The sequence below is a fragment of the Ruegeria sp. K5 genome, assembly GCF_056531805.1.
Map to the genome: position 1 here is coordinate 1,308,629 of NZ_JBQFML010000001.1, position 23,622 is coordinate 1,332,250.

General features: G+C 60.5%; 27 protein-coding genes. 5 read left to right on the forward strand and 22 right to left on the reverse strand.

Features of this window, described 5'->3' with window-relative positions:
* Nucleotides 1-2: 2 nt before the first annotated feature.
* The 18 genes from ACR0MO_RS06480 to ACR0MO_RS06565 all read right to left on the reverse strand — a co-directional run bounded on the left by ACR0MO_RS06480 (nucleotide 3) and on the right by ACR0MO_RS06565 (nucleotide 14,601).
* Nucleotides 3-419, reverse strand: coding sequence for an MAPEG family protein (locus tag ACR0MO_RS06480; protein WP_480890229.1), 417 nt, complete (start codon nucleotides 417-419; stop codon nucleotides 3-5).
* A gap of 5 nt (nucleotides 420-424) precedes the next feature.
* Nucleotides 425-1,723 carry an NADH-quinone oxidoreductase subunit NuoF gene (nuoF, locus tag ACR0MO_RS06485; protein WP_170451936.1) on the reverse strand — a complete coding sequence of 433 codons (1,299 nt, stop codon included), beginning with the start codon at nucleotides 1,721-1,723 and terminating at the stop codon, nucleotides 425-427.
* Between the two features lie 6 nt (nucleotides 1,724-1,729).
* Nucleotides 1,730-1,957 (reverse strand): DUF5337 domain-containing protein, encoded by a 228-nt coding sequence (locus tag ACR0MO_RS06490; protein WP_170451938.1) that lies wholly within the window; start codon nucleotides 1,955-1,957, stop codon nucleotides 1,730-1,732.
* A 33-nt stretch (nucleotides 1,958-1,990) separates the two neighbouring features.
* Nucleotides 1,991-3,124 (reverse strand): NADH-quinone oxidoreductase subunit NuoE, encoded by a 1,134-nt coding sequence (gene nuoE / locus ACR0MO_RS06495; protein WP_480890231.1) that lies wholly within the window; start codon nucleotides 3,122-3,124, stop codon nucleotides 1,991-1,993.
* 10 nt (nucleotides 3,125-3,134) lie between these two features.
* A complete protein-coding gene (locus tag ACR0MO_RS06500; RefSeq protein WP_480890233.1) occupies nucleotides 3,135-3,446 on the reverse strand; it encodes a hypothetical protein in 312 nt (103 codons plus the stop codon).
* Nucleotides 3,443-4,666, reverse strand: coding sequence for an NADH-quinone oxidoreductase subunit D (locus ACR0MO_RS06505; protein WP_170352614.1), 1,224 nt, complete (start codon nucleotides 4,664-4,666; stop codon nucleotides 3,443-3,445). Before ACR0MO_RS06505 ends, ACR0MO_RS06500 begins: the two co-directional genes overlap by 4 nt.
* On the reverse strand, nucleotides 4,666-4,794 hold the full coding sequence (locus ACR0MO_RS06510; RefSeq protein WP_480582129.1) for a hypothetical protein: 129 nt from the start codon (nucleotides 4,792-4,794) through the stop codon (nucleotides 4,666-4,668). Before ACR0MO_RS06510 ends, ACR0MO_RS06505 begins: the two co-directional genes overlap by 1 nt.
* A 1-nt stretch (nucleotide 4,795) precedes the next feature.
* Entirely contained in the window at nucleotides 4,796-4,969 is a 174-nt protein-coding gene (locus ACR0MO_RS06515; RefSeq protein ID WP_170451944.1) for a hypothetical protein, read from the reverse strand.
* The gene (locus tag ACR0MO_RS06520) at nucleotides 4,969-5,574 is read right to left on the reverse strand and encodes an NADH-quinone oxidoreductase subunit C (RefSeq protein ID WP_170451946.1); all 606 of its coding nucleotides are present in this window, start codon (nucleotides 5,572-5,574) and stop codon (nucleotides 4,969-4,971) included. The genes ACR0MO_RS06515 and ACR0MO_RS06520 overlap by 1 nt, the downstream gene beginning before the upstream one ends.
* A 12-nt stretch (nucleotides 5,575-5,586) precedes the next feature.
* Entirely contained in the window at nucleotides 5,587-6,120 is a 534-nt protein-coding gene (locus ACR0MO_RS06525) for a NuoB/complex I 20 kDa subunit family protein (protein ID WP_037307875.1), read from the reverse strand.
* Nucleotides 6,111-6,476, reverse strand: a complete 366-nt coding sequence (locus tag ACR0MO_RS06530; protein ID WP_170451948.1) for an NADH-quinone oxidoreductase subunit A — start codon at nucleotides 6,474-6,476, stop codon at nucleotides 6,111-6,113. Before ACR0MO_RS06530 ends, ACR0MO_RS06525 begins: the two co-directional genes overlap by 10 nt.
* Before the next feature lie 185 nt (nucleotides 6,477-6,661).
* Nucleotides 6,662-7,450, reverse strand: coding sequence for a crotonase/enoyl-CoA hydratase family protein (locus ACR0MO_RS06535; RefSeq protein WP_170451949.1), 789 nt, complete (start codon nucleotides 7,448-7,450; stop codon nucleotides 6,662-6,664).
* Between the two features lies 1 nt (nucleotide 7,451).
* Nucleotides 7,452-8,303 carry a hydroxymethylglutaryl-CoA lyase gene (locus tag ACR0MO_RS06540; protein WP_170523546.1) on the reverse strand — a complete coding sequence of 284 codons (852 nt, stop codon included), beginning with the start codon at nucleotides 8,301-8,303 and terminating at the stop codon, nucleotides 7,452-7,454.
* Between the two features lie 78 nt (nucleotides 8,304-8,381).
* Nucleotides 8,382-10,313, reverse strand: a complete 1,932-nt coding sequence (locus tag ACR0MO_RS06545) for an acetyl/propionyl/methylcrotonyl-CoA carboxylase subunit alpha (protein ID WP_480890237.1) — start codon at nucleotides 10,311-10,313, stop codon at nucleotides 8,382-8,384.
* Between the two features lie 10 nt (nucleotides 10,314-10,323).
* Nucleotides 10,324-10,992, reverse strand: coding sequence for a hypothetical protein (locus tag ACR0MO_RS06550; protein WP_480890239.1), 669 nt, complete (start codon nucleotides 10,990-10,992; stop codon nucleotides 10,324-10,326).
* A 5-nt stretch (nucleotides 10,993-10,997) separates the two neighbouring features.
* On the reverse strand, nucleotides 10,998-12,605 hold the full coding sequence (locus tag ACR0MO_RS06555) for a carboxyl transferase domain-containing protein (RefSeq protein ID WP_480890241.1): 1,608 nt from the start codon (nucleotides 12,603-12,605) through the stop codon (nucleotides 10,998-11,000).
* Nucleotides 12,602-13,078, reverse strand: coding sequence for a hypothetical protein (locus tag ACR0MO_RS06560; RefSeq protein ID WP_480890244.1), 477 nt, complete (start codon nucleotides 13,076-13,078; stop codon nucleotides 12,602-12,604). Before ACR0MO_RS06560 ends, ACR0MO_RS06555 begins: the two co-directional genes overlap by 4 nt.
* Nucleotides 13,075-14,601 carry an AMP-binding protein gene (locus ACR0MO_RS06565; protein ID WP_480890246.1) on the reverse strand — a complete coding sequence of 509 codons (1,527 nt, stop codon included), beginning with the start codon at nucleotides 14,599-14,601 and terminating at the stop codon, nucleotides 13,075-13,077. Before ACR0MO_RS06565 ends, ACR0MO_RS06560 begins: the two co-directional genes overlap by 4 nt.
* 136 nt (nucleotides 14,602-14,737) lie before the next feature.
* On the opposite strand from ACR0MO_RS06565, the gene ACR0MO_RS06570 reads away from it, so the two are divergent.
* Nucleotides 14,738-15,343 carry an OmpW family outer membrane protein gene (locus ACR0MO_RS06570; RefSeq protein WP_170451961.1) on the forward strand — a complete coding sequence of 202 codons (606 nt, stop codon included), beginning with the start codon at nucleotides 14,738-14,740 and terminating at the stop codon, nucleotides 15,341-15,343.
* Nucleotides 15,344-15,387: 44 nt separating this feature from the next.
* Here the strand turns inward: ACR0MO_RS06570 and ACR0MO_RS06575 are convergent, their stop codons facing one another.
* The 3 genes from ACR0MO_RS06575 to ACR0MO_RS06585 all read right to left on the reverse strand — a co-directional run bounded on the left by ACR0MO_RS06575 (nucleotide 15,388) and on the right by ACR0MO_RS06585 (nucleotide 18,623).
* Nucleotides 15,388-16,551, reverse strand: a complete 1,164-nt coding sequence (locus ACR0MO_RS06575; RefSeq protein WP_170451963.1) for an isovaleryl-CoA dehydrogenase — start codon at nucleotides 16,549-16,551, stop codon at nucleotides 15,388-15,390.
* A 170-nt stretch (nucleotides 16,552-16,721) separates the two neighbouring features.
* Nucleotides 16,722-17,912: an aminotransferase class I/II-fold pyridoxal phosphate-dependent enzyme gene (locus tag ACR0MO_RS06580; protein ID WP_170621361.1), complete on the reverse strand. Its 1,191-nt coding sequence runs from the start codon at nucleotides 17,910-17,912 to the stop codon at nucleotides 16,722-16,724.
* Between the two features lie 39 nt (nucleotides 17,913-17,951).
* Nucleotides 17,952-18,623, reverse strand: a complete 672-nt coding sequence (locus ACR0MO_RS06585) for an HAD-IA family hydrolase (RefSeq protein ID WP_480890249.1) — start codon at nucleotides 18,621-18,623, stop codon at nucleotides 17,952-17,954.
* 134 nt (nucleotides 18,624-18,757) lie between these two features.
* On the opposite strand from ACR0MO_RS06585, the gene glmU reads away from it, so the two are divergent.
* The 4 genes from glmU to ACR0MO_RS06605 are packed head-to-tail and all read left to right on the forward strand — an operon-like array spanning nucleotide 18,758 to nucleotide 23,190.
* Nucleotides 18,758-20,110, forward strand: a complete 1,353-nt coding sequence (gene glmU / locus ACR0MO_RS06590; protein ID WP_170451968.1) for a bifunctional UDP-N-acetylglucosamine diphosphorylase/glucosamine-1-phosphate N-acetyltransferase GlmU — start codon at nucleotides 18,758-18,760, stop codon at nucleotides 20,108-20,110.
* A 4-nt stretch (nucleotides 20,111-20,114) separates the two neighbouring features.
* Nucleotides 20,115-21,938, forward strand: coding sequence for a glutamine--fructose-6-phosphate transaminase (isomerizing) (gene glmS / locus ACR0MO_RS06595; protein WP_170451970.1), 1,824 nt, complete (start codon nucleotides 20,115-20,117; stop codon nucleotides 21,936-21,938).
* On the forward strand, nucleotides 21,935-22,504 hold the full coding sequence (locus ACR0MO_RS06600) for a GNAT family N-acetyltransferase (RefSeq protein WP_480890252.1): 570 nt from the start codon (nucleotides 21,935-21,937) through the stop codon (nucleotides 22,502-22,504). The genes glmS and ACR0MO_RS06600 overlap by 4 nt, the downstream gene beginning before the upstream one ends.
* Nucleotides 22,501-23,190 (forward strand): DNA alkylation repair protein, encoded by a 690-nt coding sequence (locus ACR0MO_RS06605; RefSeq protein ID WP_480890254.1) that lies wholly within the window; start codon nucleotides 22,501-22,503, stop codon nucleotides 23,188-23,190. The genes ACR0MO_RS06600 and ACR0MO_RS06605 overlap by 4 nt, the downstream gene beginning before the upstream one ends.
* On the opposite strand, the gene ACR0MO_RS06610 is transcribed toward ACR0MO_RS06605, so the two are convergent.
* Complete coding sequence (locus tag ACR0MO_RS06610) at nucleotides 23,178-23,591, reverse strand: hypothetical protein (RefSeq protein ID WP_480890256.1); 414 nt, start codon at nucleotides 23,589-23,591, stop codon at nucleotides 23,178-23,180. The genes ACR0MO_RS06605 and ACR0MO_RS06610 overlap by 13 nt on opposite strands.
* Between the last annotated feature and the right edge of the window lie 31 nt (nucleotides 23,592-23,622).

Below are 23,622 nucleotides of genomic sequence, written 5' to 3' on the forward strand. Positions count from 1 at the left end.
CATCACAGTGCAGCCACCAAAGCCATAACCCCAATAACAAACATGCAGGCCCAGGCCAGCACATACAGAACCGAGCGCATACCCGAATGCGGTTTACCAACGCCCCGAATGTGAACCCCCAGCATCACAAGCCGGGCGACCAGCGCAATCGAGGCCAACAGGTTGACCCAAAACGGGCTGACCCCCAGCAAAATTGCCGTCACGACAACAATGGCAAAAGCGGGCAGTGTTTCCGTGCCGTTCAAATAGGCCCGGTTCAGACGATAGGCCCGGTCCGCATAGTCTTGTTCGGGCGTGGCGCCCGGTGCCAGACCCTTGTTCTGCTTGGCCATGGCGCTGAACGGTGCAAGCAACAACACAACCAGCGTGAAGATCACCAGCGAGGCCAGGGCATGAGCGTATTCGGCAAAACCTTCCATTCGACTTACTCCGCAGCTATCGCACTGGCGCGACCCGATTTCTGGGCCTTGATGCGGTCTTCGATCTCATCCCGGAAGTTGCGGATCAGGCCCTGGATCGGCCAGGCCGCCGCGTCGCCAAGGGCGCAGATCGTGTGCCCTTCGACCTGTTTGGTCACGTCAAACAGCATGTCGATCTCTTCCAATTCGGCCTCGCCCCGCACCAGACGGTCCATCACCCGCATCATCCAGCCGGTGCCTTCACGGCAGGGCGTACACTGACCACAGCTTTCGTGCTTGTAGAATTTCGACAGCCGCCAGATCGCCTTTACGATGTCGGTGGACTTGTCCATCACGATCACCGCAGCAGTACCCAGACCCGAACCCAACTCACCCCGCAAATAGTCGAAATCCATGATCGCATCGCGCATGTTCTCACCGCGCACGCATGGCACGGACGAGCCGCCGGGGATCACCGCCAGCAGATTGTCCCAACCGCCGCGGATACCACCGCAATGGGTCTCGATCAGTTCTTCGAAGGAAATCGACATCGCCTCTTCGACGACGCAGGGGTTGTTCACATGCCCCGAGATTGCAAACAGCTTGGTGCCCGCATTGTTCTGGCGGCCAAAACCCGCGAACCAGTCGGCACCCCGGCGCAGAATGGTCGGCACAACGGCAATCGATTCCACGTTGTTCACCGTCGTCGGGCAGCCATAAAGCCCCGCCCCCGCCGGGAACGGAGGTTTCATACGAGGCATGCCCTTCTTGCCCTCAAGGCTTTCGATTAGGGCGGTCTCTTCACCGCAGATATAGGCCCCTGCCCCGTGATGCAGGAACAAATCGAAATCCCAACCCGAGCCTGCCGCGTTCTTGCCCAGCAGACCGGCGTCATAGGCTTCGTCAATCGCGGCCTGCAACGCCTCACGCTCGCGAATGTATTCGCCGCGCAAATAGATATAGCAGGTATGCGCGTTCATCGCGAATGAGGCGATCAGGCAGCCTTCGATCAGCGTGTGCGGGTCATGGCGCATGATCTCGCGATCCTTGCAGGTGCCGGGTTCGGATTCATCTGCGTTCACCACCAGATAGGACGGGCGGCCATCGCTTTCCTTGGGCATGAAAGACCATTTTAGGCCGGTTGGAAAGCCCGCGCCACCGCGACCGCGCAACCCTGAATCCTTCATCGTCTGAATAATCCAGTCGCGGCCTTTCTCGATCAGGCCAGCGGTGCCGTCCCAATGCCCACGCGCCTGCGCGCCGCGCAGCGTACGCTCGTGCATCCCGTAGATGTTGGTAAAGATCCGGTCCTGATCCTTCAGCATCGCGTGTTACCCTTGGCTATCCTGACGCATGCGCCAGAGTTGAAAAATGTTGACGCCCGCATAGATAAACCCGGCCAGCGCGGCGAGGTCGAACAGCAGCGCATGGCGCGCGGTCAGTTCCATGGCAGGGCCGATGAACAGGTTCATGGCAAGCCAGAACGCCATCGTCACCGCGATGACGATGCCGATGTGACGGCCCTTGCGGGCTATGGCCAGTTCCTTGTCTTTGTCCATCTCACCTCGATGCCCCGAATGGGCACCCGTCATTTAGTCTTCGTCTGTCTGCTCATCATACGTGCCTTCTTCTTTGGCACGTTTGGCGAATTCGGTTTCATCACCCACTGCAAGCTTAGCGGCCTGTTCGATCCAGCCGTCTCGCTCGATCCGGCCCTTGAACTTCAGCCGGGCATCGACCCAGGCCACATGCTCGGGCGTCCACGAGGCGATCTGATCATAGTGGAAAAAGCCCAGATCGTTCAGTTTCTCTTCCAGTTTCGGCCCTACGCCCTTCAGCAGTTTGAGGTCGTCAGGCAAGCCCCCGCGCGCCTCGGGCAGTGTTCTGGGCTGATCTTCCTTTGCCTCTTTGGGCGTCGGCTTGGCCTTGGCTTCTTCCGCCTGTTTCGCCGCAGGTTTCGCCGGTTCAGGCGCTTTGGGCGGTTTCGCCGCAGCCGAGGCTCCGGCCTGTTTGCCATCCTTGTCCAGCCACGGCGTCAGGATCGGAACCTCCGTCCCGTCGATGCGCTTGACGGTATCGCCCAGACCGGTCGCCAAAGCGACCGAGGCATTCTGCGCAGGTTTCCCGGCGTCATGTTCGGTCAGGCTGGTCAGCCCGCTCTGCGGTTCCGCCGCATAGCGCCCGTTCTGGGGGCCCGGCGTCGGCACTTTGCCAGCGGCCAGACGGTCGATGATCTTGCCAAAGCTTTCAGTCGTCAGGTCTTCGTAATAGTCCTTACCGATCTGCGCCATCGGTGCGTTCGCGCAGGACCCGAGGCATTCGACCTCTTCCCAGCTCAGCTTGCCATCGGCGGATAGTTCATGCGGCTTGGCGGCAATCTTTTCCTTGCAGACCGCGATCAGATCCTCAGCCCCGCAGATCATGCACGACGTCGTGCCACACACCTGAATATGCGCCACTGACCCAACCGGTTGCAGTTGGAACATGAAGTAGAACGAGGCGACCTCGAGCACGCGGATATAGGCCATCCCCAGCATCTCAGAGACGGATTCAATCGCCGGACGGCTCAGCCACCCTTCCTGCTCTTGCGCGCGCCACAGCAGAGGGATCACCGCGCTGGCCTGACGCCCCTCGGGGTATTTGGTGATCTGCGCTTCGGCCCATTGCTGGTTGGCAGCAGTAAAGGCGAAGCTTTCGGGTTGTTCGGGGTGAAGACGTCTAAGCATTGGTCCGGTCCTACTGCATCGCGACGCACGCAACAAATATGTTGGGCACCTTTCGATCAGGCGATTCATCGCGCACTTCTGCGCTCAGTTTCTCACGCCGGACCGCAGCAAACTCCTCTCGATCCGCGCTGAAACAAAAATACATGTCCGAGCCTTTCTTCATCCCGAAGCTGGCCCCGTTCTGACCACTTGTCGCGAAGGGCTCAAAACCCGTATTGGCGAGATCGGACAAGTGAACATAGTCGCTTTCGCCAACCAACGCTTGGGCCAACACCGGCCCGGGAAGCGCAAAAGCTGAAAGAGCGAAGATAAGCGACTTCACCGATCAATCTCCCCAAACACCACATCCATCGTCCCGATAATCGCGGCGACGTCGGCCAGTTGGTGCCCTCCGGCAACGTGGTCCATGGCTTGCAAGTGCAGGAAGCCCGGCGCGCGCAGTTTGGCGCGGTAGGGTTTGTTGGTGCCATCGGCGACCAGATAGACGCCGAACTCACCCTTGGGGGCCTCGACGGCGGCATAGACCTCGCCTGCGGGGACGTGGAAACCTTCGGTATACAGCTTGAAGTGATGGATCAGGCTCTCCATCGAGGTCTTCATGTCCGAGCGTTTCGGCGGCGTGATCTTTCCGCGTGCCAGAACGTCACCGGGGCACTCACGGATTTTGGCGATGGCCTGGCGGATGATCAGCAGCGACTGGCGCATCTCTTCCATGCGGACGAGGTAACGATCATAGCAGTCGCCATTCTTGCCGACGGGGATTTGGAACTCGAACTCGTCATAGCATTCATAGGGCTGCGCGCGGCGCAGGTCCCAAGCCAGACCCGACCCACGAACCATCACGCCCGAGAAGCCGTATTTCTGGATGTCATCCTCGGTCACCACACCAATATCAGCGTTGCGCTGCTTGAAGATGCGGTTTTCCGTCAGCAGACCGTCGATGTCATCGAGAACGGCGGGGAATTCATGGCTCCACGCCTCGATATCATCCAGCAGTTCAGGTGGCAGGTCCTGATGTACACCGCCGGGGCGGAAATAGGCGGCGTGCAGGCGGGCACCGCAGGCACGCTCATAAAACACCATCAGCTTTTCGCGTTCCTCGAACCCCCACAGCGGCGGGGTCAGCGCGCCGACGTCCATCGCTTGCGTGGTCACGTTCAACAGGTGGTTCAGGATGCGTCCGATCTCTGAATACAGAACCCGGATCAGGGACCCACGGCGCGGCACCTCGACCCCGGTCAGCTTTTCGATGGCCAGACACCAGGCATGTTCCTGGTTCATCGGAGCGACATAATCCAGACGGTCGAAATACGGCAGGTTCTGCAGATAGGTCCGGCTTTCCATCAGCTTTTCGGTACCACGGTGCAGCAGGCCGATATGCGGATCACAGCGTTCGACGATCTCACCGTCCAGCTCAAGCACCAAACGCAGAACTCCGTGCGCCGCAGGGTGTTGCGGGCCGAAGTTAATGTTGAAGTTGCGGATCTTTTGTTCTCCGCTCAGCGCGTCCGTGCTGCCGTCATCGTATCTTGAGCCGTCCATCACCGCCCCCGTTTCTTCTTTTTCGCCTCAGCCCGGACCCGGACCTTTTCCGCTTCGGCGGCCTTGGCAGCGGCCCCGGCCAGAAGAACGCCCAGCGCCCCCAGTGCGATCAGTTCCCCCAGCATCATCTCAGCGGCGCTCCAATTCCTGTAGCTTGATCCCGACCCACCAGAGTAGGGCAATCGTGCCAAATGGGACGAGACAGAGCAGGCACCAGACTTTGTTGATCCCGAAGAACGGCAGTATCTTGACCATCGGGATGATGGTCAGCGCGGAAAGGATCAACCACCAGATACCACCCATCACTCGGCCTCCTGTTTCTCATCCCCCGGCAAGATGTAATTCGCACCTTCCCACGGGGACATGAAATCAAACTGACGGTATTCCTGCACCAGCGAGACGGGTTCGTAGACCACGCGCTTTTGCGCCTCGTCATAGCGCACCTCGGTGTAGCCAGTGGTCGGGAAATCCTTTCGCAGTGGATAGCCTCGGAACCCATAGTCGGTCAGGATACGCCGCAGGTCGGGGTGGCCCGAGAACAGGATCCCGAACATGTCGAACACCTCACGCTCGAACCAGTTGGCCGAGGGGTGCACGTCAACAATCGAGGGTACCATGTCCTCCTCGCGGATCGAAACCCGCAGGCGAATGCGCTGGTTCTGGTACATCGACAGGAAGTGATAGACCACATCAAATCGCTTGGCCCGTTCGGGGTAATCAACGCCGGTAATGTCCACAAGGGTCGAGAACTGACAGTTGCGGTCACTGCGCAGAAACTCGATGAACTCAACAAGGCTCGACGGAGCGACATCGACGTTCAACTCACCATGGGTGACGTCCCACGACAGCACGCAGTCGGACCGCTTCAGTTCAAGCTGCGCGCCAAGTTCCTTGAGTGCTTCGCTCATCTGCCCTCTCCCTCAGCGTACAATCGTGCCGGTGCGGCGGATTTTGCGTTGCAACTGCATCAGACCGTATAGCAGCGCCTCGGCAGTTGGCGGGCAGCCGGGGACGTAAATGTCTACCGGGACGATACGGTCACAGCCGCGTACCACCGAATAGGAATAGTGGTAATACCCGCCGCCATTCGCGCAGGACCCCATCGAGATCACATAGCGCGGCTCGGGCATCTGGTCGTAAACCTTGCGCAGCGCCGGGGCCATTTTGTTGGTCAGGGTGCCTGCGACGATCATCACGTCCGACTGACGCGGCGACGCGCGCGGGGCGATGCCAAACCGTTCGGCGTCATAGCGCGGCATCGAGGTGTGCATCATCTCGACCGCGCAGCAGGCCAGACCAAAGGTCATCCAGTGCAAGGAACCGGTGCGTGCCCAGTTGATAATGTCTTCGGTCGAGGTCAGCAGGAACCCTTTGTCCTGCAGCTCGGCATTCAGGGCCTGGGTGGCGACTTCTTTGTCGACGCCGGCGGTGTTTGCACCCGTCATCACTCCCATTCCAGGGCCCCTTTCTTCCATTCATAGGCAAAGCCGATGGTCAGCACCGCCAGGAACACCATCATGGACCAGAACCCCACATCACTGATGTCCTTGAAGCCAACGGCCCACGGAAACAGAAAGGCGATTTCCAGGTCGAAGATGATGAAGAGAATCGAGACCAGATAGAAGCGAACGTCAAATTTCATCCGGGCGTCGTCGAACGCGTTGAAACCACATTCATATGCGCTGACTTTTTCCGGATCGGGATTGCGGACAGCAAGGACGACGGCCGCCAGAATCAGCACGATTCCAAGGCCCACGGCCACGGCCAGAAACACCAGGATCGGGAGATATTCCCGCAACAACTCTTCCACGAGTGGCTCCTTTCTTGCGCGGCCCCGACAAGGCGCGCCGTCAATTGGCGTGTTGACTGGATATTCTGTATCCCTGCGGGATCAGAGGGTCAACCGACCACAAGCGCGCAGGGGGGCATTCAGGGGCTTGACAGGTCTAAGAAAACCCTCGCCACCCCCCTGTTGGTGCGTTTCGAGTTTCAGAGTCAAACTTCGTTGATCCACGCAGGCTTGCGTTTGTCGAAAAACGCGCCGATGCCTTCAAGCGCTTCATCGGTTTCCCAGCGAGCGACAAGCGCGTTGATGGTGTGGTCAATGACCTGCTCGTCGATTTTCGGCCCCAGATCCCTGACAAGCGCCTTGGCCGAGGCGACAGCCCCCGGTGCGCAGGCCAGATAGGGGCGTACTTCAGCCTCAACAGCGTCCGCCAGCTCGTCCGCAGGTACAACCTTGGCCAACAGGCCAAGCGTCACCGCCTCGGTCGCGTCAAACAGGCGCGCAGACATGAAGACTCGCCGAGCCCTTGCCTCGCCCATGCGGGCGATCACGTAAGGGCCGATAGTGGCCGGGATCAGGCCCAGCTTGGTTTCCGTCAGCCCCATTTTCAGCGTCTCAACGCCAAGCGCCACGTCACAGACAGCAGCCAAACCGACCCCGCCCCCAAACGCGTTACCCTGCAACGCACCGATCAGAGGTTTCGGCAACGTGTTGAGCGCCTGCAACATCTCAGCCAGCTTGCGCGCCTCGGCAAATCGCGTTTCAGGATCCGCAGCCATCTGATCCTGCATCCACCCCAAATCCCCGCCAGCGCAGAACGATTTGCCCTCACCGGTCAGAACCACCACCCGAACGGACGCGTCCTGCTCCAAATCAGAAGCCGCCTGAGTCAGTTCCGCAATCATCTGCGCCGACATGGCGTTGTGTTTTTCGGCACGATCCAATTTCAATGTCGCGACGCCGCGCGCATCCGTTGTGACGGTTATGGTGTCGAACATTTCAGCCCCTCATTGCGCGCGCCATCTGCGCCGCTTTTTCCAAAATTCCGGCATCCAACCCGGTTTCGTAGCCCAATCGCTCCAGATGCGCTGCCACGGCCTCGGTCGCGACATTGCCTGCGGCGCCGGGCGCGTAGGGGCACCCGCCAAGGCCGCCAACGGCCGCGTCAAACACCCGCACCCCCAACGAAAGCGAGGCGTCGATATTGTCAATCGCCCGCCCGTTCGTGTCGTGAAAATGCCCGGCTAGACGGGTCACCGGCACGCGCTCGCGCACGGCCATCAGCATCCGCGCGATCTTGTCCGGGGTTCCCTGCCCGATTGTGTCCCCCAATGACACCTCGTAACAGCCATGCGAGAACAGAAGATCCGCAACCTCGGCCACTTTTTCCGGCGGGGTCGGTCCGTCATACGGGCAATCGGTCACGCATGAGACATAGCCACGCACTGGCAGGTCAATATGGCGTGCGGCGTCCAGAATCGGCGCGAACCGCTCAATCGACTCGGCAATCGTGGCGTTGATATTGGCCTTCGAAAATCCCTCAGACGCCGAGGCAAAAACCGCAATCTCATCCGCACCGGCGGCCAGAGCATCCTCGTATCCCCGCATGTTCGGCGTCAGTGCGGCATAACGCAGGCCGTCGGCCCGGCGGATACCGGCCAGAACCTCGGCGCTGCCTGCCATTTGCGGCACCCATTTGGGCGACACAAAACTGGCTACCTCGATCCTGTTGAACCCGGCATCGGACAGGCAATCGACCAAGGCGATTTTCTCGGCGACTGGGATGTCGCGCTTTTCGTTCTGCAGCCCGTCCCGTGGCCCCACTTCAAAGATTTCGACGCGCTCACCCATTCCTTCGCCCTCTCTGGCTTCTTCTCGTTTCAAATACGGATGGCCCGACTGTGCCACGCCGCGCGCCCGACGAACAGCCTACGCGTCCTCCAACCGGACCAGAGCCGCCCCGGCCTCGACCTGCGCGCCATCTTCGGCCAGCACCTCGGCCACCACTCCGTCACGCGCGGCCAGCAGAGAATGCTCCATTTTCATGGCTTCGAGAATGGCAAGGCGGTCGCCTTCCTTGACCGATTGGCCTGCCGTCGCGAACACCGCTTTGACCAGACCCGGCATGGGCGCTTCGATGACATTGGTATCGCCCGCCGCGCTGGTGTCGCGGTCCAGAGGGTCAACGATATCAAACACCTGGCCGTAGTCCTCGAATACGGTGATCCGAGACCCTGCGACCGAGACATTGGGCATCCTCGCCCCGTCAATCAGCCAGCGCCCATTGCGCCGGGTCGCCGTGACTGTGCGATCCCCGACCTGCCAGATTTGCGTGTCCGGTCCCTCGACCTGCACATCAAGGTCGACGATTTCGCCATTGCGTTTCAACTGCGTCGCACGATGCAGCGGAGCCCACAAAGTGAACCCCGTAAAATCTGATGCCTCCAGCAACCCAAACGCATGCATCGCTGCTGCAACCAGCGTTTCCGGCTTTGGCTCACCCTCCTGCACCAGCGTATCAATGTCGCGCCCGATAAGCCCTGTATCCACATCGCCCGAGGCAAAGCCCGCATGGCGGGTCAATGCGCCCAGAAAGGACAGGTTTGTGACCGTGCCCCCAACCTCGGTCCCGCGTAAGGCCCGATGCAGCGTTTCCAGCGCAACAGCGCGGGTCGGGCCGTGCACGATCACCTTCGCGATCATCGGATCATACCAAGGGCTGATCGTATCCCCTGTACGCACGCCACTGTCGGCCCTGCAATCCTGCGGGAAATGCAGATGGGTCAGCGTGCCGGTCGCGGGCAGAAAGCCCTTTGGCACATCCTCGGCATAAAGTCGGGCCTCGAACGCATGACCGGTGATCGACAGGTCCGACTGCCGTTTCGGCAGGTTCTCACCCGCCGCGACGCGCAGCTGCCATTCCACCAGATCAACACCAGTGATGGCTTCGGTAACGGGATGTTCCACCTGCAGGCGCGTGTTCATCTCCATGAACCAGAACCGATCCGGTCGCAGCCCGTCCGAGGCATCGACGATGAACTCAACCGTCCCCGCGCCCTTGTAGCCAATCGCCTCGGCCGCGCGTACACCGGCCTGCCCCATCGCCTCGCGCATTTCAGCGGTCATGCCGGGGGCCGGAGCTTCTTCGATCACCTTCTGATGCCGCCGCTGCAACGAACAATCGCGTTCGAACAGATGCACCGCATGGGTGCCATCGCCGAAGACCTGCACCTCGATATGGCGCGGCTTGGCGACGAATTTCTCGACCAGCACGGCATCATTGCCAAAGGCGGTCTTTGCCTCACCACGCGCGCTGTCGAGCGCGGTTGCGAAATCCTGAGGCCGTTCAACAAGGCGCATCCCCTTCCCGCCACCGCCCGCAACGGCCTTGATCAGAACCGGATAGCCGATGGTGTCAGCAGCCCCCGCCAGATGTTCGGGGTCCTGATTGTCGCCGTGATAACCGGGCACCACGGGCACACCCGCCTGCTCCATCAGCACCTTGGCCGCGTCCTTGAGGCCCATCTTGCGGATCGCATCCGCCGAGGGGCCGATAAAGGTCAGACCCGCAGCCTGAACCGCATCCACGAAATCGGGATTCTCGGACAGAAACCCATAGCCCGGATGGATCGCCTGCGCACCGGTATCGAGCGCAGCCTGAATGATCACGTCGCCCTTCAGATAACTCTCAGCCGGGGCGGCACCGCCGATATGCACAGCCTCATCCGCCATCTGCACATGCTTGGCCGACGCATCCGCATCGGAATACACCGCAACGCAGGACACACCCATCTTCTGAGCGGTTTCCATCACCCGACAGGCAATTTCGCCCCGGTTGGCAATCAAGATTTTATTGAACATTGGCAATCTCCTACCACCAGGATCCGCTTTTTTCGTCTTGCAAATGGGCTCGGACATAGCTCGGCAAAGGCCAGGCATCCCTATCCATCCCGCTGATTTTGCCCAGATGCCCGTCACGATAGGCATGGTAATAAAGCTCGGGGTGAATTGTGATTTCGATCTCGGTCAGTGCATTTTCAACCTTGCCTTTGGTTCGGTCGATCTCGTCAGCAAGCTTTGCTTCGTCGCTTTTGCCAGCCAGAAGGCGCGGAAGAGAGATGTCTCCGATCACCTTCCTTCCCACGGACAACGCGATGGCCAACACAAGATTACCAACCAGCCCACCGATCACGTCCAGCGCCGAGTTCAATCCAAAACTCCACGTCAACCAGCCGCGTTTTCCCTTCTTTTCGGCCAATTCTGCCCGCATCCGGTCGAATTCGCGGGCAAAGACTTCACGGAACTCCCGCGCGAAGCTGGTACGACTGAAATCATCACGCCCAGCAAAAACACGCAAAACTGGCCGAACAAAATACCCGCCATTCGAACGATCGACGAATTCCTCAAAGTCGAACAGAAAGAAATAATCTTCCGGGTCTCGGGAATTGTGGATCATAAAGACAGAGATCTCTGCTTTTCTAGCCAGATCTGGAGCTCTGAACTCTGGCAGGCTTTCGAAGATTTTCTTTTTCAGATCCATTGGGTTTACATTCTGAACACGCCAAAACGTGTCTCCTCAATCGGCGCGTTCAGCGCCGCGCTCAGCGACAAGGCCAGCACGTCGCGGCTTTTGCGCGGGTCGATGATGCCGTCGTCCCACAGCCGGGCCGAGGCATAAAGCGGGTGCGATTGCTCCTCGAACATCTCCAGCGTCGGGCGTTTGAACTCGGCCTCTTCCTCAGCCGACCATGTGCCGCCCTGCCGCTCGATCCCGTCGCGTTTGACGGTGGCCAACACGCCCGCCGCCTGCTCACCGCCCATCACGGAAATGCGCGAGTTCGGCCAGGTCCACAGGAATCGCGGCTGATAAGCCCGCCCCGACATGCCGTAATTCCCGGCCCCGAACGAGCCGCCCACCAGCATGGTGATCTTGGGCACATTGGTCGTCGCCACGGCTGTCACCATCTTGGCCCCGTGCCGCGCGATGCCCTCGTTTTCGTATTTCCGACCGACCATGAACCCGGTGATGTTCTGCAAGAACACCAAAGGCGTTTTGCGCTGCGAACACAGTTCCACGAAATGCGCACCCTTCTGCGCGGCCTCGGAAAACAGCACGCCGTTATTGGCGATGATCCCGACCGGGCAGCCTTTGACATGCGCAAACCCCGTCACCAGCGTCTCACCAAAACGCGGCTTGAATTCATCGAACCGGGATCCATCGACCAGACGCGCAATCACCTCGCGGATGTCATAAGGCGTGCGCAGATCGGCAGGCACGACGCCCAGAATTTCCTCGGGGTCGTAGGCCGGATCTTCGGGTGCCTCAAGCTGTAGGCCGGGCTTCAGCCCGGCACCGCCCAACGATCCAACGGCCCGTCGCGCCAAGGCCAGCGCGTGGGCATCATCCTCGGCCAAATAATCCGCGACGCCGGACAGGCGGGTATGCACGTCGCCGCCGCCCAGATCCTCGGCGCTGACAACCTCTCCGGTCGCGGCCTTGACCAGAGGCGGCCCGGCCAGAAAGATCGTGCCCTGATCGCGCACGATGATCGTCACATCCGACATAGCAGGCACATAGGCCCCGCCCGCCGTGCACGACCCCATCACCACGGCGATCTGAGGGATACCCTTCGCGCTCATCCGCGCCTGATTATAGAAGATGCGGCCGAAATGGTCGCGGTCGGGAAAGACCTCATCCTGATTGGGCAGGTTCGCACCGCCGCTATCGACCAGATAGATACAGGGCAGATGGTTTTCCTCGGCAATCTCCTGCGCCCGCAGGTGTTTCTTGACCGACAGCGGGTAATAAGTGCCGCCCTTCACGGTGGCGTCGTTGCAGACCACCATGACCTCGCGCCCCTGCACCCGGCCAATGCCCGCGATCACCCCTGCCGCCGGGGCCGCATCGCCATACATTCCATGCGCCGCCGTCGCGCCGATTTCGAGGAACGGAGACCCCGGGTCCAGCAGGTTCGCCACCCGCCGACGCGGCAGCATCTTGCCCCGAGATTCATGCCGCGCGCGGGATTTCTCGCCCCCGCCCATACGGGCCGCTTCGGCAGCGGCAGAGATTTGCGCCAGCGCGTCGAGATGAGCCGTGCGGTTTGCTTTGAAGCCCTCAGAGGTTGGGATGGCTTTGGATGTGAGTTTCATTCTGCTTCTGATCCTCTAGGCGCATTTGACAATCGTTCAAGATCTCTGGCGGCGCTCCATCGCACTATGATATTGAAAGTTTCACACATAAATTCTGTCATTTGAGAACAGTCTGGATCGAATTCGTCATTTCTGAATTTCTCCAAACGACGCGGGTAAGACCATTTCTTAAAGCCGCTCAAACCCGCTACTTGATCTGGCAAGCCTTCCCCGATTTCTAGGATCTTTGCCACAAGATGAGCGTTTAACTTCTCCATACAAACGCGCCGTTCCTCGGTTGGATGTCCAAGTTCGCAATAATCGTATGCTGAAGACATACATCGAGCATCCATTTCGTCCGCTATGATGGTGGTGGAAAGCGCTGTGCAACTGTCAAACCAAGCAGGAACATCCAAAGTTTCTATCGTTTCCTCAGCAGCTAGCGGAGCGGCAGCACCAAAGGTCAATACACACAGTGTCAGAAGTTGCTTCATTCATGAACCTCCCCCGCCGCCCGCGCCTTCAACTCCTTCCGGACCACCTTGCCCGTCACCGTCATCGGCAATTCCTCCAGAAACGTCACCTCGCGCGGGTACGAATAATGCGCCAGACGGTCCCTGACCCAATCCTGCAACTCACGCTCCGCCGCCTCAGCCCCCGGTTTCAACACCACATAGGCCTTCACGATCTCGGTCCGCAGCTTGTCGGGTTTACCGACCACACCGACTGTCGCCACCGCCGGGTGGGTCAGCAGGCAGTCCTCGATCTCAGCCGGGCCGATGCGATACCCGGCGGAGGTAATCACATCGTCATCACGACCGACAAAGCGCAGGTAATCACCCTCCCACACGCCGCGATCTCCGGTGATCAGCCAATCGCCCCGGAACTTCTCAGCCGTCGCGTCGGGTCGGTTCCAGTATTCCAGCAGCATCGAGGCTGAGCCACGCCGGATGGCGACGTCGCCTTCTTCGGTGGTCGGCTTGCCATCATCGTCGATCACCGCCACGTCATGCCCCGGCACAGGCTTGCCGATGCAGCCGGGCTGCACCGGGAAGTCCTCGGCGCAGGAGGACACGACCATGTTGCATTCGGTCTGGCCGTAGAATTCGTTGATCGTCAGGCCAAACGCCTGCTGCCCCCAGGCCAGCATCTCGGCCCCCAGAGGCTCACCCCCCGAGGCGACCGAGCGCAGGACGGGGATCGATTGATCCGCCGCCTTGAGCATCCGCAGCGCCGTGGGCGGGAAAAACACGTTCTTCACGCCCCCACGCGCGATGATATCGGCGCAGGCTTCGGGCGTGAATTTCTCAAGCCGCGCTGCGACCACCGGAATTCCCAAGGCAAGCCCGGGCATCAGCACATCGAACAAACCGCCGATCCAGGCCCAGTCGGCAGGGGTCCACAGGCAGTCACCGTCGCGCAGATGGTTATGGCTGATCGACACGCCCGGCATATGGCCAGTCAGAACCCGATGCCCATGCAGCGCGCCCTTGGGGCTGCCGGTTGTGCCGGATGTGTAGATCAGTACCGCCGGATCATTTGGCGCGGTTTCCGCAAACGGCACCGGCCCGCCCGGCTGACCGATCTCGGACGCGATCAAAGGCTCAGCAAGGTCGCCCAAGAGTTCCGCGCCCTCGGCATCCGTCAGGACGAGCCGCGCGCCTGCATCCCCAACCCGAGACCGCAGCGCATCCTGTTTGAACAGGTTGAACAAAGGCACCGAGATCGCCCCGATCTTCCAGATCGCCAGATGCGCAGCGGCACACCAGGGCGACTGGCTCAGCAAGACGCCCACCCGATCCCCGGCCTGCACTTTGGGCAGCAGTGTCCGGGCCAGCCCGTCCGTCATCTGTCGCAATTGCCCGTAGGTGACGCGCTGTTCAGATGCCCCGGTCAGGTCGATCAGGGCCACCTTCTCAGCAGGATGGTCGAGGCATTGTTTCGCCATGTTCAACCGGTCCGGCAGGTCCCAGCTATCCCCAGGGCGCAAACCCGGTATGCGCGCAGGGTCAATCATAGTGATAACCCCTTGTTTCATTGTCGTTTTCGGCTTCCGCTCCGTTCCACCCCCACACTGAAACTTGATGCAGATCAGAGTGTGACCCGGCCCAGCCTGCCACATCCGAGGCGTCAACAAAACCAAAGGCAAGATTATGACCAAAACGCTCGTCGCTTTGACCCTTTCTACCGCATTGGCCGGACTGGCCGTGCCCGCGTTTGCGCAATCGCAAGGCGACTGGACCCTTGGTGTCGGTGTCGGATACCTGGACCCGAAATCCGACAACGGAACGATCGCAAACTCTGACGCCGAGATCGATGCCGACACCCGACCGATCTTCACCGCCGAGTATTTCATTCGCGACAATCTGGGGATCGAGCTGCTGGCCGCAACGCCGTTCAGCCACGACATCACCCTTGGCGGCAGTGTCGACGCGGGCAGCGTCAAGCACCTGCCCCCCACCCTGTCGCTGAACTATCACTTCCCGACCAACAGCGCCTGGAAACCCTATGTCGGTGCTGGTCTGAACTATACCATCTTCTTTGACGAGCAGTCCGATCTGGGCGAGCTCAAGGTCGATAACTCGTTCGGTGTCTCGCTGCAGGCCGGGTTGGACTATATGGTCACCGAAAAAGGTGCCGTCCGGCTGAACGTGCGCTGGTTCGACATCGACTCGGACGTGACACTGGACGGTGCCGACATTGGTACCGCCGAAATCGATCCATGGCTGGTCGGTGTGTCCTACGTCCATCAGTTCTGATCCCGCAAACGCCTCGCCGGTCCGGAACCGGCGAGGCATTCTGTTCACTGCATCTCGCTCATCAACTCGCGGCCAATCAGCATCCGGCGAATCTCGCTGGTGCCGGCGCCGATCTCCATCAGCTTGGCGTCGCGGAAAATCCGGCTGACCGGCGCGTCCGACAGGAACCCCGCCCCGCCCATCGCCTGAACCGCCTGATGCGCCTGGGTCATCGCCGCTTCGGACGCATACAAGCAGCACGCAGCCGCATCCTGACGGGTCACATCCCCACGATCACAGGCCTTGGCCACCTCGTAGACATAGGCACGGGCCGAGTTCATCGCCGTATACATATCGGCGATCTTGCCCTGCATCAGTTGGAAGCTGCCAATCGGTTTGCCGAACTGCTTGCGCTCGGACAAATAGGGCATGATTTCATCCAGACAGGCCGCCATGATGCCGGTTCCGATCCCGGCCAACACGACACGTTCATAGTCGAGACCCGACATCAGAACCGCAACGCCGTTGCCTTCTTCGCCCAGAACGTTTTCGAACGGCACCTCGACATCTTCAAAGATCAGTTCCGCCGTGTTCGACCCGCGCATCCCCAGCTTGTCGAAATGGGGCGAGGTCGAGAAACCCTTCATCTCTTTTTCGATCAGAAACGCGGTGATGCCCTTGGATCCGGCATCCGGGTCGGTCTTGGCATAAACGACCAGAGTGTCCGCATCCGGCCCGTTGGTGATCCAGTATTTGTTGCCGTTCAGACGGTAATGGTCGTTGCGCTTTTCCGCCCGTAGCTTCATCGAAACCACATCCGACCCGGCCGAGGGTTCGGACATCGCCAACGCCCCCACATGCTGGCCCGAGATCAGGCGCGGCAGGTATTTCCGCTTTTGTTCTTCATTGCCGTTCAGCTTGATCTGATTGACGCACAGGTTTGAATGCGCGCCATAGGACAGCGAAACCGAGGCTGATGCCCGCGCCACTTCTTCCACAGCAATCGTATGGGCCAGATAGGACATTCCGGCACCGCCATATTCCTCGGGCACAGTGACGCCCAGCAGGCCAAGCTCACCCATTTCAGCCCATAGCTCGTTGGGAAATTCGTTGGACGCGTCAATATCAGCGGCCATCGGCTTGACCCGTTCCTGCGCCCAGCGATGCACCATTTCACGCAGCGCGTTCACGTCTTCGCCAAGATCGAATTTCATAGTCGCCATGAACATTGGCGGGCTCCTCCCGAGAATTAATGAACAAGTGTTCAATAACTGGATAGCAGCGAATCTGCAACCGGTCAATCACCGTAAGGATATCGGCCCCAAAACGCACAAACGCCGCCCATGCGGGGCGGCGTTTTGCAAACATCAAGCGTGCGCCGCAGGCGCACTCCGCTGGATCACGATTGGTAGACGGCCCCGACCTCGGCCCGAATGATGCGCGCGATCAACTGACAATCCTCCAACGAAAAGGTCAGTGGAACCCGCATGTCCATCACACCCGCCAGCACGCGGTCCGATTTTGGCATCCGCTCGCTGTCCACATAGCGCCAACTGTCATAGCGCGAGGTAAAACCGGTTGGCTCGGCCCCGCCAAACCACTTCAACTCGACCCCGCGCGCGGCGCAGCGGCTGATCACCTCTGCGATACGTTCGGGCAACCAGTCCAACAGAAGAAACTGAATCGACGAGCCCACATAGGTCTCGGCCTTCGGGCGCTCGACCACGGTCAGCCCCGGCGTGCCACGCAGACCGGCCTCGACGGCGCGGTATCGTTCGTTCCAACGCTCAACCTGCCGGTCCAGATCCCGCAACTGCGGGCGCAGGATGGCCGCGCGCAGATTGTCCATGCGACCCGAGACATTGGGGGTGGTGTACTTGATCCGCTCGAACACCTCAGGCCCCGGTGCGGCCAGATGGCGTTCATACAGCATATAGGACCCCGACAGCATGGTGGCCTTGGCCGCCAGTTCTTCATCATCGGTGATCAGCAAACCGCCCTCACCTGAATTGACGTGCTTGTAGGTCTGGCACGAATAACACCCAACCGCGCCCTGACGACCCGACAATTGACCGCGCCAGGCTGCCCCCATCGTATGGGCGCAATCCTCGATCACGGTTACACCGGCCGCGTCGCACATCCGCATCAGCCGGTCCATGTCGCACAGATGACCGCGCATATGGCTCAGCATCAAAACGCGTGCCTGATCCAGCTTGGCCTCAAGATCGTCCAGATCGATGGTCAGGTCTTCCGTAACCCCAACGAAAACGGGTTTGGCCCCAACCGAGGCAATCGATCCCGGCACCGGAGCCAGCGTGAACGCGTTTGTCAGCACCGGATCGCCGGGCTGCACTCCTACGGCACGCAACGCGGTGGCCAGCGCATAGCCACCGGACGACACGGCGAGGCAGTATTTAGCCCCCATCTGAGCGGCAAATTCCTGTTCCAGCAACGCGGTCTCGCCCAATTCACCGGGCGCGACATTGTAACGATGCAAGCGCCCATGGCGCAGGACGGCCATCGCCGCGTCGATTGCCTCATCGGGGATTGGCTCTTGCTGGGTGAAACTACCGGTGAATGTCTCTGTCATGGCTCAGTTCTGGGGTCGCATCCGGTTCGGGTCAAGAGATCATGCAGCCGCACCGATCAGATCAGCCACCATTTCTGGCAGGTCATCGAAATGATGCAGCAGCGCTTCGGGCTGCAACGCTGCCATGTCGTCTCCTGAGGGGCCGAATGTTACCAGCACCGAGGGGACTCCGGCGGCCCGTGCGGTATTGCGGTCGGTATCCGAATCTCCGATCAGAACGCACAGATCGGGATGCCCGCCAGCGCGCCGCGCGGCTTCGCGTAAGGGTTCAGGGTCTGGTTTGCGCACCGACAAGGTATCCGCACCAACTAATGAGGCAAACTGATCCCGCACGCCCATCTGGCTCAGTAATTGATCCGCCAGCCGTTCCGGTTTGTTGGTGCAGATCCCAACGCCATAACCTGCGGTTTTCAACGCCTCGACCGTGTCCAACGCGCCGGGATAGAAATGTGTATGGGTGTCGATGTCTTTGGCATAGGCCTCAAGCAGCACGGGATAGTAGGCGTCTACTGTGCCCTCATCAAAGGCCCCGACCCGTTTCAGACCGTGGGTCAACATCATCCGACCGCCACGCACGGCGATACCCGCATCCTGCCCGTGAACCAACACATCCCCATGCCCCATCTTGCGAAAACAGTGGTTCGCCGCGGCCAGCAAATCGCCCGACGTATCCGCCAAAGTCCCGTCCAGATCGAAGATGACCGTGCGCATTGCGCCTCCTTGCTCGGCAGGTTTCCGCCATGTCGTGTTGCAAACGGCAATCTAGTTTGATGGCCGAACGGCTTGCGCCTTTGCCCTCAGCGGATAAAACGGACGGCAACAAAACACAAAGAGAAAACGATTTCATGACCACTGCCCTTGTCATCCTTGCCGCCGGGAAAGGCACCAGGATGAATTCGGACATCCCCAAAGTCCTGCACCCAATCGCTCAGGTTCCGATGCTGATCCACGCCATGCGCGCCGGATCGGTCTTGTCGCCCGAGCGCACCGTGATCGTCACAGGCCACGGGGCCGAGGCCGTCGCCAAGGTGGCGCAGGCCGAGGACGAGACCGCCCAGATCGCGGTGCAGGAGGAACAACTGGGCACCGCCCATGCGGTTGCGCAAGCGCGTAAGGCGCTGCAGGGGTTCGAGGGTAACGTCGTGGTCCTGTATGGGGACACACCGTTTTTGCAACCCGACACGCTGGAGCGGATGATCGAAGCGCGGGCCAAGAACGATTTGGTGATCCTTGGGTTCGAAGCGGCCGATCCGGCGCGTTATGGCCGTTTGGTCATGAACGGTGACACGCTGGAGCGGATTGTCGAATTCAAGGACGCATCGGATGAAGAACGCGCAATAAGCTTCTGCAACTCGGGCCTTTTGGCGTGCAACGCGCAGACGCTGATGTCGTTGATCGATGCGGTGGGCAACGACAATGCCTCGGGCGAGTATTATCTGACGGACGTGGTGGAAATCGCCCGCAATCGCGACCTGACCGTGACGGCGGTTGCCTGTGATGAGGCACAGACGCTGGGTGTGAATTCCCGCACTGATCTGGCCGCTGCGGACGCTGTGTTTCAGGCGCAAGCGCGTGCTGAACTGCTGGAGTTGGGCGTCACGCTGATGGCCCCGGACACCGTCTACCTGGCGGCCGATACGGTGATCGGGCGGGATACGGTGATCGAACCCAACGTGGTTTTTGGCCCTGGCGTTACCGTGGAAAGCGGCGCAACGATCCGGGCGTTTTCGCATCTGGAAGGCTGCCATGTCAGCCAGGGTGCAATTGTCGGCCCCTATGCCCGCTTGCGCCCCGGGGCGGAACTGGCCGAAAACGCGCGGATCGGCAATTTTGTCGAGATCAAGAATGCCGAGATTGCCGAGGGCGCGAAGGTCAATCACCTCAGTTATATCGGTGACGCCTCGGTCGGGGCGGCAACAAATATCGGGGCGGGTACGATCACCTGCAACTATGACGGCGTGATGAAGCACAAGACCACGATTGGTGAAAACGTGTTCATCGGTTCGAACACGATGCTGGTGGCCCCTGTGACCCTTGGTGATGGCGCAATGACGGCAACAGGTACGGTCGTGACCAAGGATGTCGAAGCCGACGCACTGGCCGTGGCCCGTGCCAAGCAGGAAAACAAACCCGGCTACGCGCGCAAATTGTTTGATATGTTAAAGGCGAAAAAGGCTCGCCGCGATAAAGAGGCCTGATTTTATGTGTGGAATTGTTGGTGTTCTGGGACAGCATGAAGCCGCCCCCATTCTGGTTGAGGCCCTGAAACGGCTGGAATATCGCGGCTATGACAGCGCCGGTATTGCAACCGTGAATGACGGAGCTTTGGGACGCAGGCGGGCGGTGGGCAAGCTGGTCAACCTAAGCGATCTGCTGGTGCATGACCCTTTGCCCGGAAAATCCGGCATCGGGCACACCCGCTGGGCCACCCATGGCGCGCCTTCGGTCAACAATGCCCACCCGCACAAGGCCGGGCCGGTTGCCGTGGTCCACAACGGGATCGTCGAAAACTACCGTGAACTGCGCGCCGAACTGGCCGAGCACGGGATCGGGTTCGAGACCGAAACCGACACCGAAACCGTCGCACTGATGGCTGAACATCTGCTGAATTCGGGCCTGTCGCCCGTTGAGGCCGCGTTCAAAACCATCGACCAGTTGCAGGGCGCGTTTGCGCTGGCCTTTCTGTTCGACGGTCAGGATGACCTAATCGTGGCTGCGCGCAAGGGCTCGCCGCTGGCGATTGGTCACGGAGATGGTGAGATGTATGTTGGCTCGGACGCGATTGCGCTGGCGCCGCTGACCAACAAGATCACCTATCTTGAAGAAGGCGACCGGGCGGTCCTGACCCGCACCTCGCTGGAAATCCGCAACGAGGCCGGTGAACTGGCCAATCGTGAGATGCGCAAGATCAAGCTGGATCATGCACGCGCCGATAAGGGCGAGCACAAGCATTTCATGGCCAAGGAAATCGCCGAACAGCCCGTTGTCGTGGCCGAGGCGATCCGATCCTACCTGCCCACCGGCGGCGACCGGGTCGTGTTGCCAAATACCGATCTGGATTTCACCAAGCTGGACCGCCTGACAATGGTCGCGTGCGGCACGGCCTTTTATGCCTGCCTGACCGCGAAATACTGGTTCGAGCAATTGGCGAAACTGCCGGTCGAGGTCGATATCGCCAGCGAGTTCCGCTATCGCGAACCACCCATCACCGACCGTACCATGGCGCTGTTCGTCAGCCAGTCGGGCGAGACCGCCGATACACTGGCCGCGCTGCGCTATTGCGAGGGCAAGGCGGACAAGATTGTGTCGGTCATCAATGTCCCCGAAAGCTCGATTGCGCGGGAAAGCGATGTGGCGCTGCCCATCCATGCAGGGGTCGAGATCGGCGTTGCCTCGACCAAGGCGTTCACCTGTCAGCTGAGCGTGCTGCTGATGCTGGCCCTCAAAGCCGCAGCCGACCGGGGCACGATGTCGGATGAGGATCTGGCCGATCACGCCGCCGCCCTGCGCGGGTTGCCCTCGGTCCTGAACGCAGCGCTGGATCAGAACCGCGCCATTCGCAAATCCGCCCAGCGCCTGTCCGAGGCGCGCGACGTGCTGTTCCTGGGACGCGGTCTGATGTACCCGCTGGCAATGGAAGGTGCGCTGAAGCTGAAGGAAATCAGCTATATCCACGCCGAAGGCTATGCCTCGGGCGAATTGAAACACGGCCCCATCGCGCTGATCGACAAGCATATGCCGGTTGTGGTGATGGCCCCGAAGGATACGGTTTTCGACAAGACGGTCTCGAACATGCAAGAGGTGATGGCCCGCAAAGGCAAGGTCATCCTTGTGTCCGATGACGACGGCATTGCCGAGGCCGAGGACGGCGTCTGGAGCACGATCCGCATGCCGCATATCCACCCCAGCCTCGCCCCGATTCTGTATTCGGTCCCGGCCCAATTGCTGGCCTATCATACGGCGGTCGCCAAAGGCACGGATGTGGACCAACCGCGCAATCTGGCGAAATCGGTGACGGTGGAATGACCTGGCCTGCCCCTGCTACGCTTGTTGGCACTCACGTCCGATTGGAACCGCTTGACCCCGCGCATTCAGAGGCTCTGAAAACGGCGGCGGCGGATCTGGGGCAGCTTTGGTATACCTCCATCCCCACGGTCGAGGGGATGGACGCCGAGATCGACCGCCGCATGGGGTTGCACGATATGCAGCCCTTTACGGTCATGACACAAGACGGCACCCCTATTGGGATGACCACCTACATGAACACTGATGAGGTCAACCGGCGGGTTGAAATCGGCTCGACCTGGATCGGGCGCGCGGTTCAGCGCACGCCGCTGAACACCGAAGCCAAATTCCTGTTGCTGCGCAACGCTTTCGAGGATCTGTCCTGCCATGCGGTCGAATTCCGCACCCATCGGCTGAACACTCAATCCCGGCAGGCTATCGAGCGGCTGGGGGCGCAGTTGGATGGCATCCTTCGGGCCAATATGGTGATGGCCAACGGAACCCTGCGCGACACGGCCGTCTATTCAATCACCGCACCGGAATGGCCTACGGTGCGCGCACATCTTCTGCATAAGCTGGACCGATGACACTGGACGACGCCCTTGCCGCGATAAAGGCCCATGCCGACGCAGAAAAGGCCGTGCAGATGGCGGCGTACCACAAGGCGGACCGCCCCTATCTGGGCGTCGCCAACCCGGTTCTGAACGACCTTACCAAAGCGTGGCGACAAGAACTGGACGTGCCCACGCGCGTCCATTTGGCGGATGCGCTGTGGCAGACCAATGTGCACGAAGCCCGTCTGGCCGCTGCCAAGCTGCTGACACAGGCGCGCATCCGACCGGACGGCGCGGCGTGGGCGTTGCTGGAAAGCTGGCTGCCGGATTTCGATGCCTGGGCCGTTGCCGATCACGCCTGTATGGCGATGCAAAAACGGCTATCCGCCGACCCGACGCGTCTGGATCAAGTCGAGGGCTGGACGACCTCGGACCTTATGTGGACACGCCGCGCGGCGCTGGTTGCCACCCTGCCCTGGACCAAGCAGAACCACCCGAAACCGGATGATCTGGCCCGCCGGGATCGTATCCTTGGCTGGGCCGCCACCTATGTCCCGGATCGGGACTGGTTCATCCAGAAAGCCATTGCTTGGTGGCTGCGCGAGCTGTCCAAACACGACGCCCCGCGCGTTCTGGCCTTTCTGGATCAACATGGGGATGCCATGAAACCCTTTGCCCGGCGTGAAGCCGGGAAATACCTGAAAGATCAGTTGGCGTAGACTTCGACCTCGACCAGCGCGTCCAGTGGAACCAGCAATGCGCGCATCGCATCCAATGAAAGCTGGCTGCCGCCGCCTTCCGGCCCGCGCAACGGCACCAAGGTGATGTAAGCCTGCGCACCGGTTCTAGGCACCACCACACGTGCGGTTACCTCGGTGTCCACAAGCGGCGTCTGCATCCAGCGGCCTGGCGTCGTCGGATCGCCCAATCCTGCAATGGTCGTTCTGGGGCCCACCCAATCGGCGCGGGCGGCAACCGGCTCAGGCTCGGGTGTGGCTTCCGTAGTTTCGGCTTCCACCTCTGGCGCTGCTTCGTTCCGGCCAAAAACGCGATCCGTTGTTGATCGAACCGCATCGCAACCGGTGACCAGAACGCACAGGAAAACAAGAAAATACCTCATCCGTCTTACCTACAGCCCAACACCCATCTGT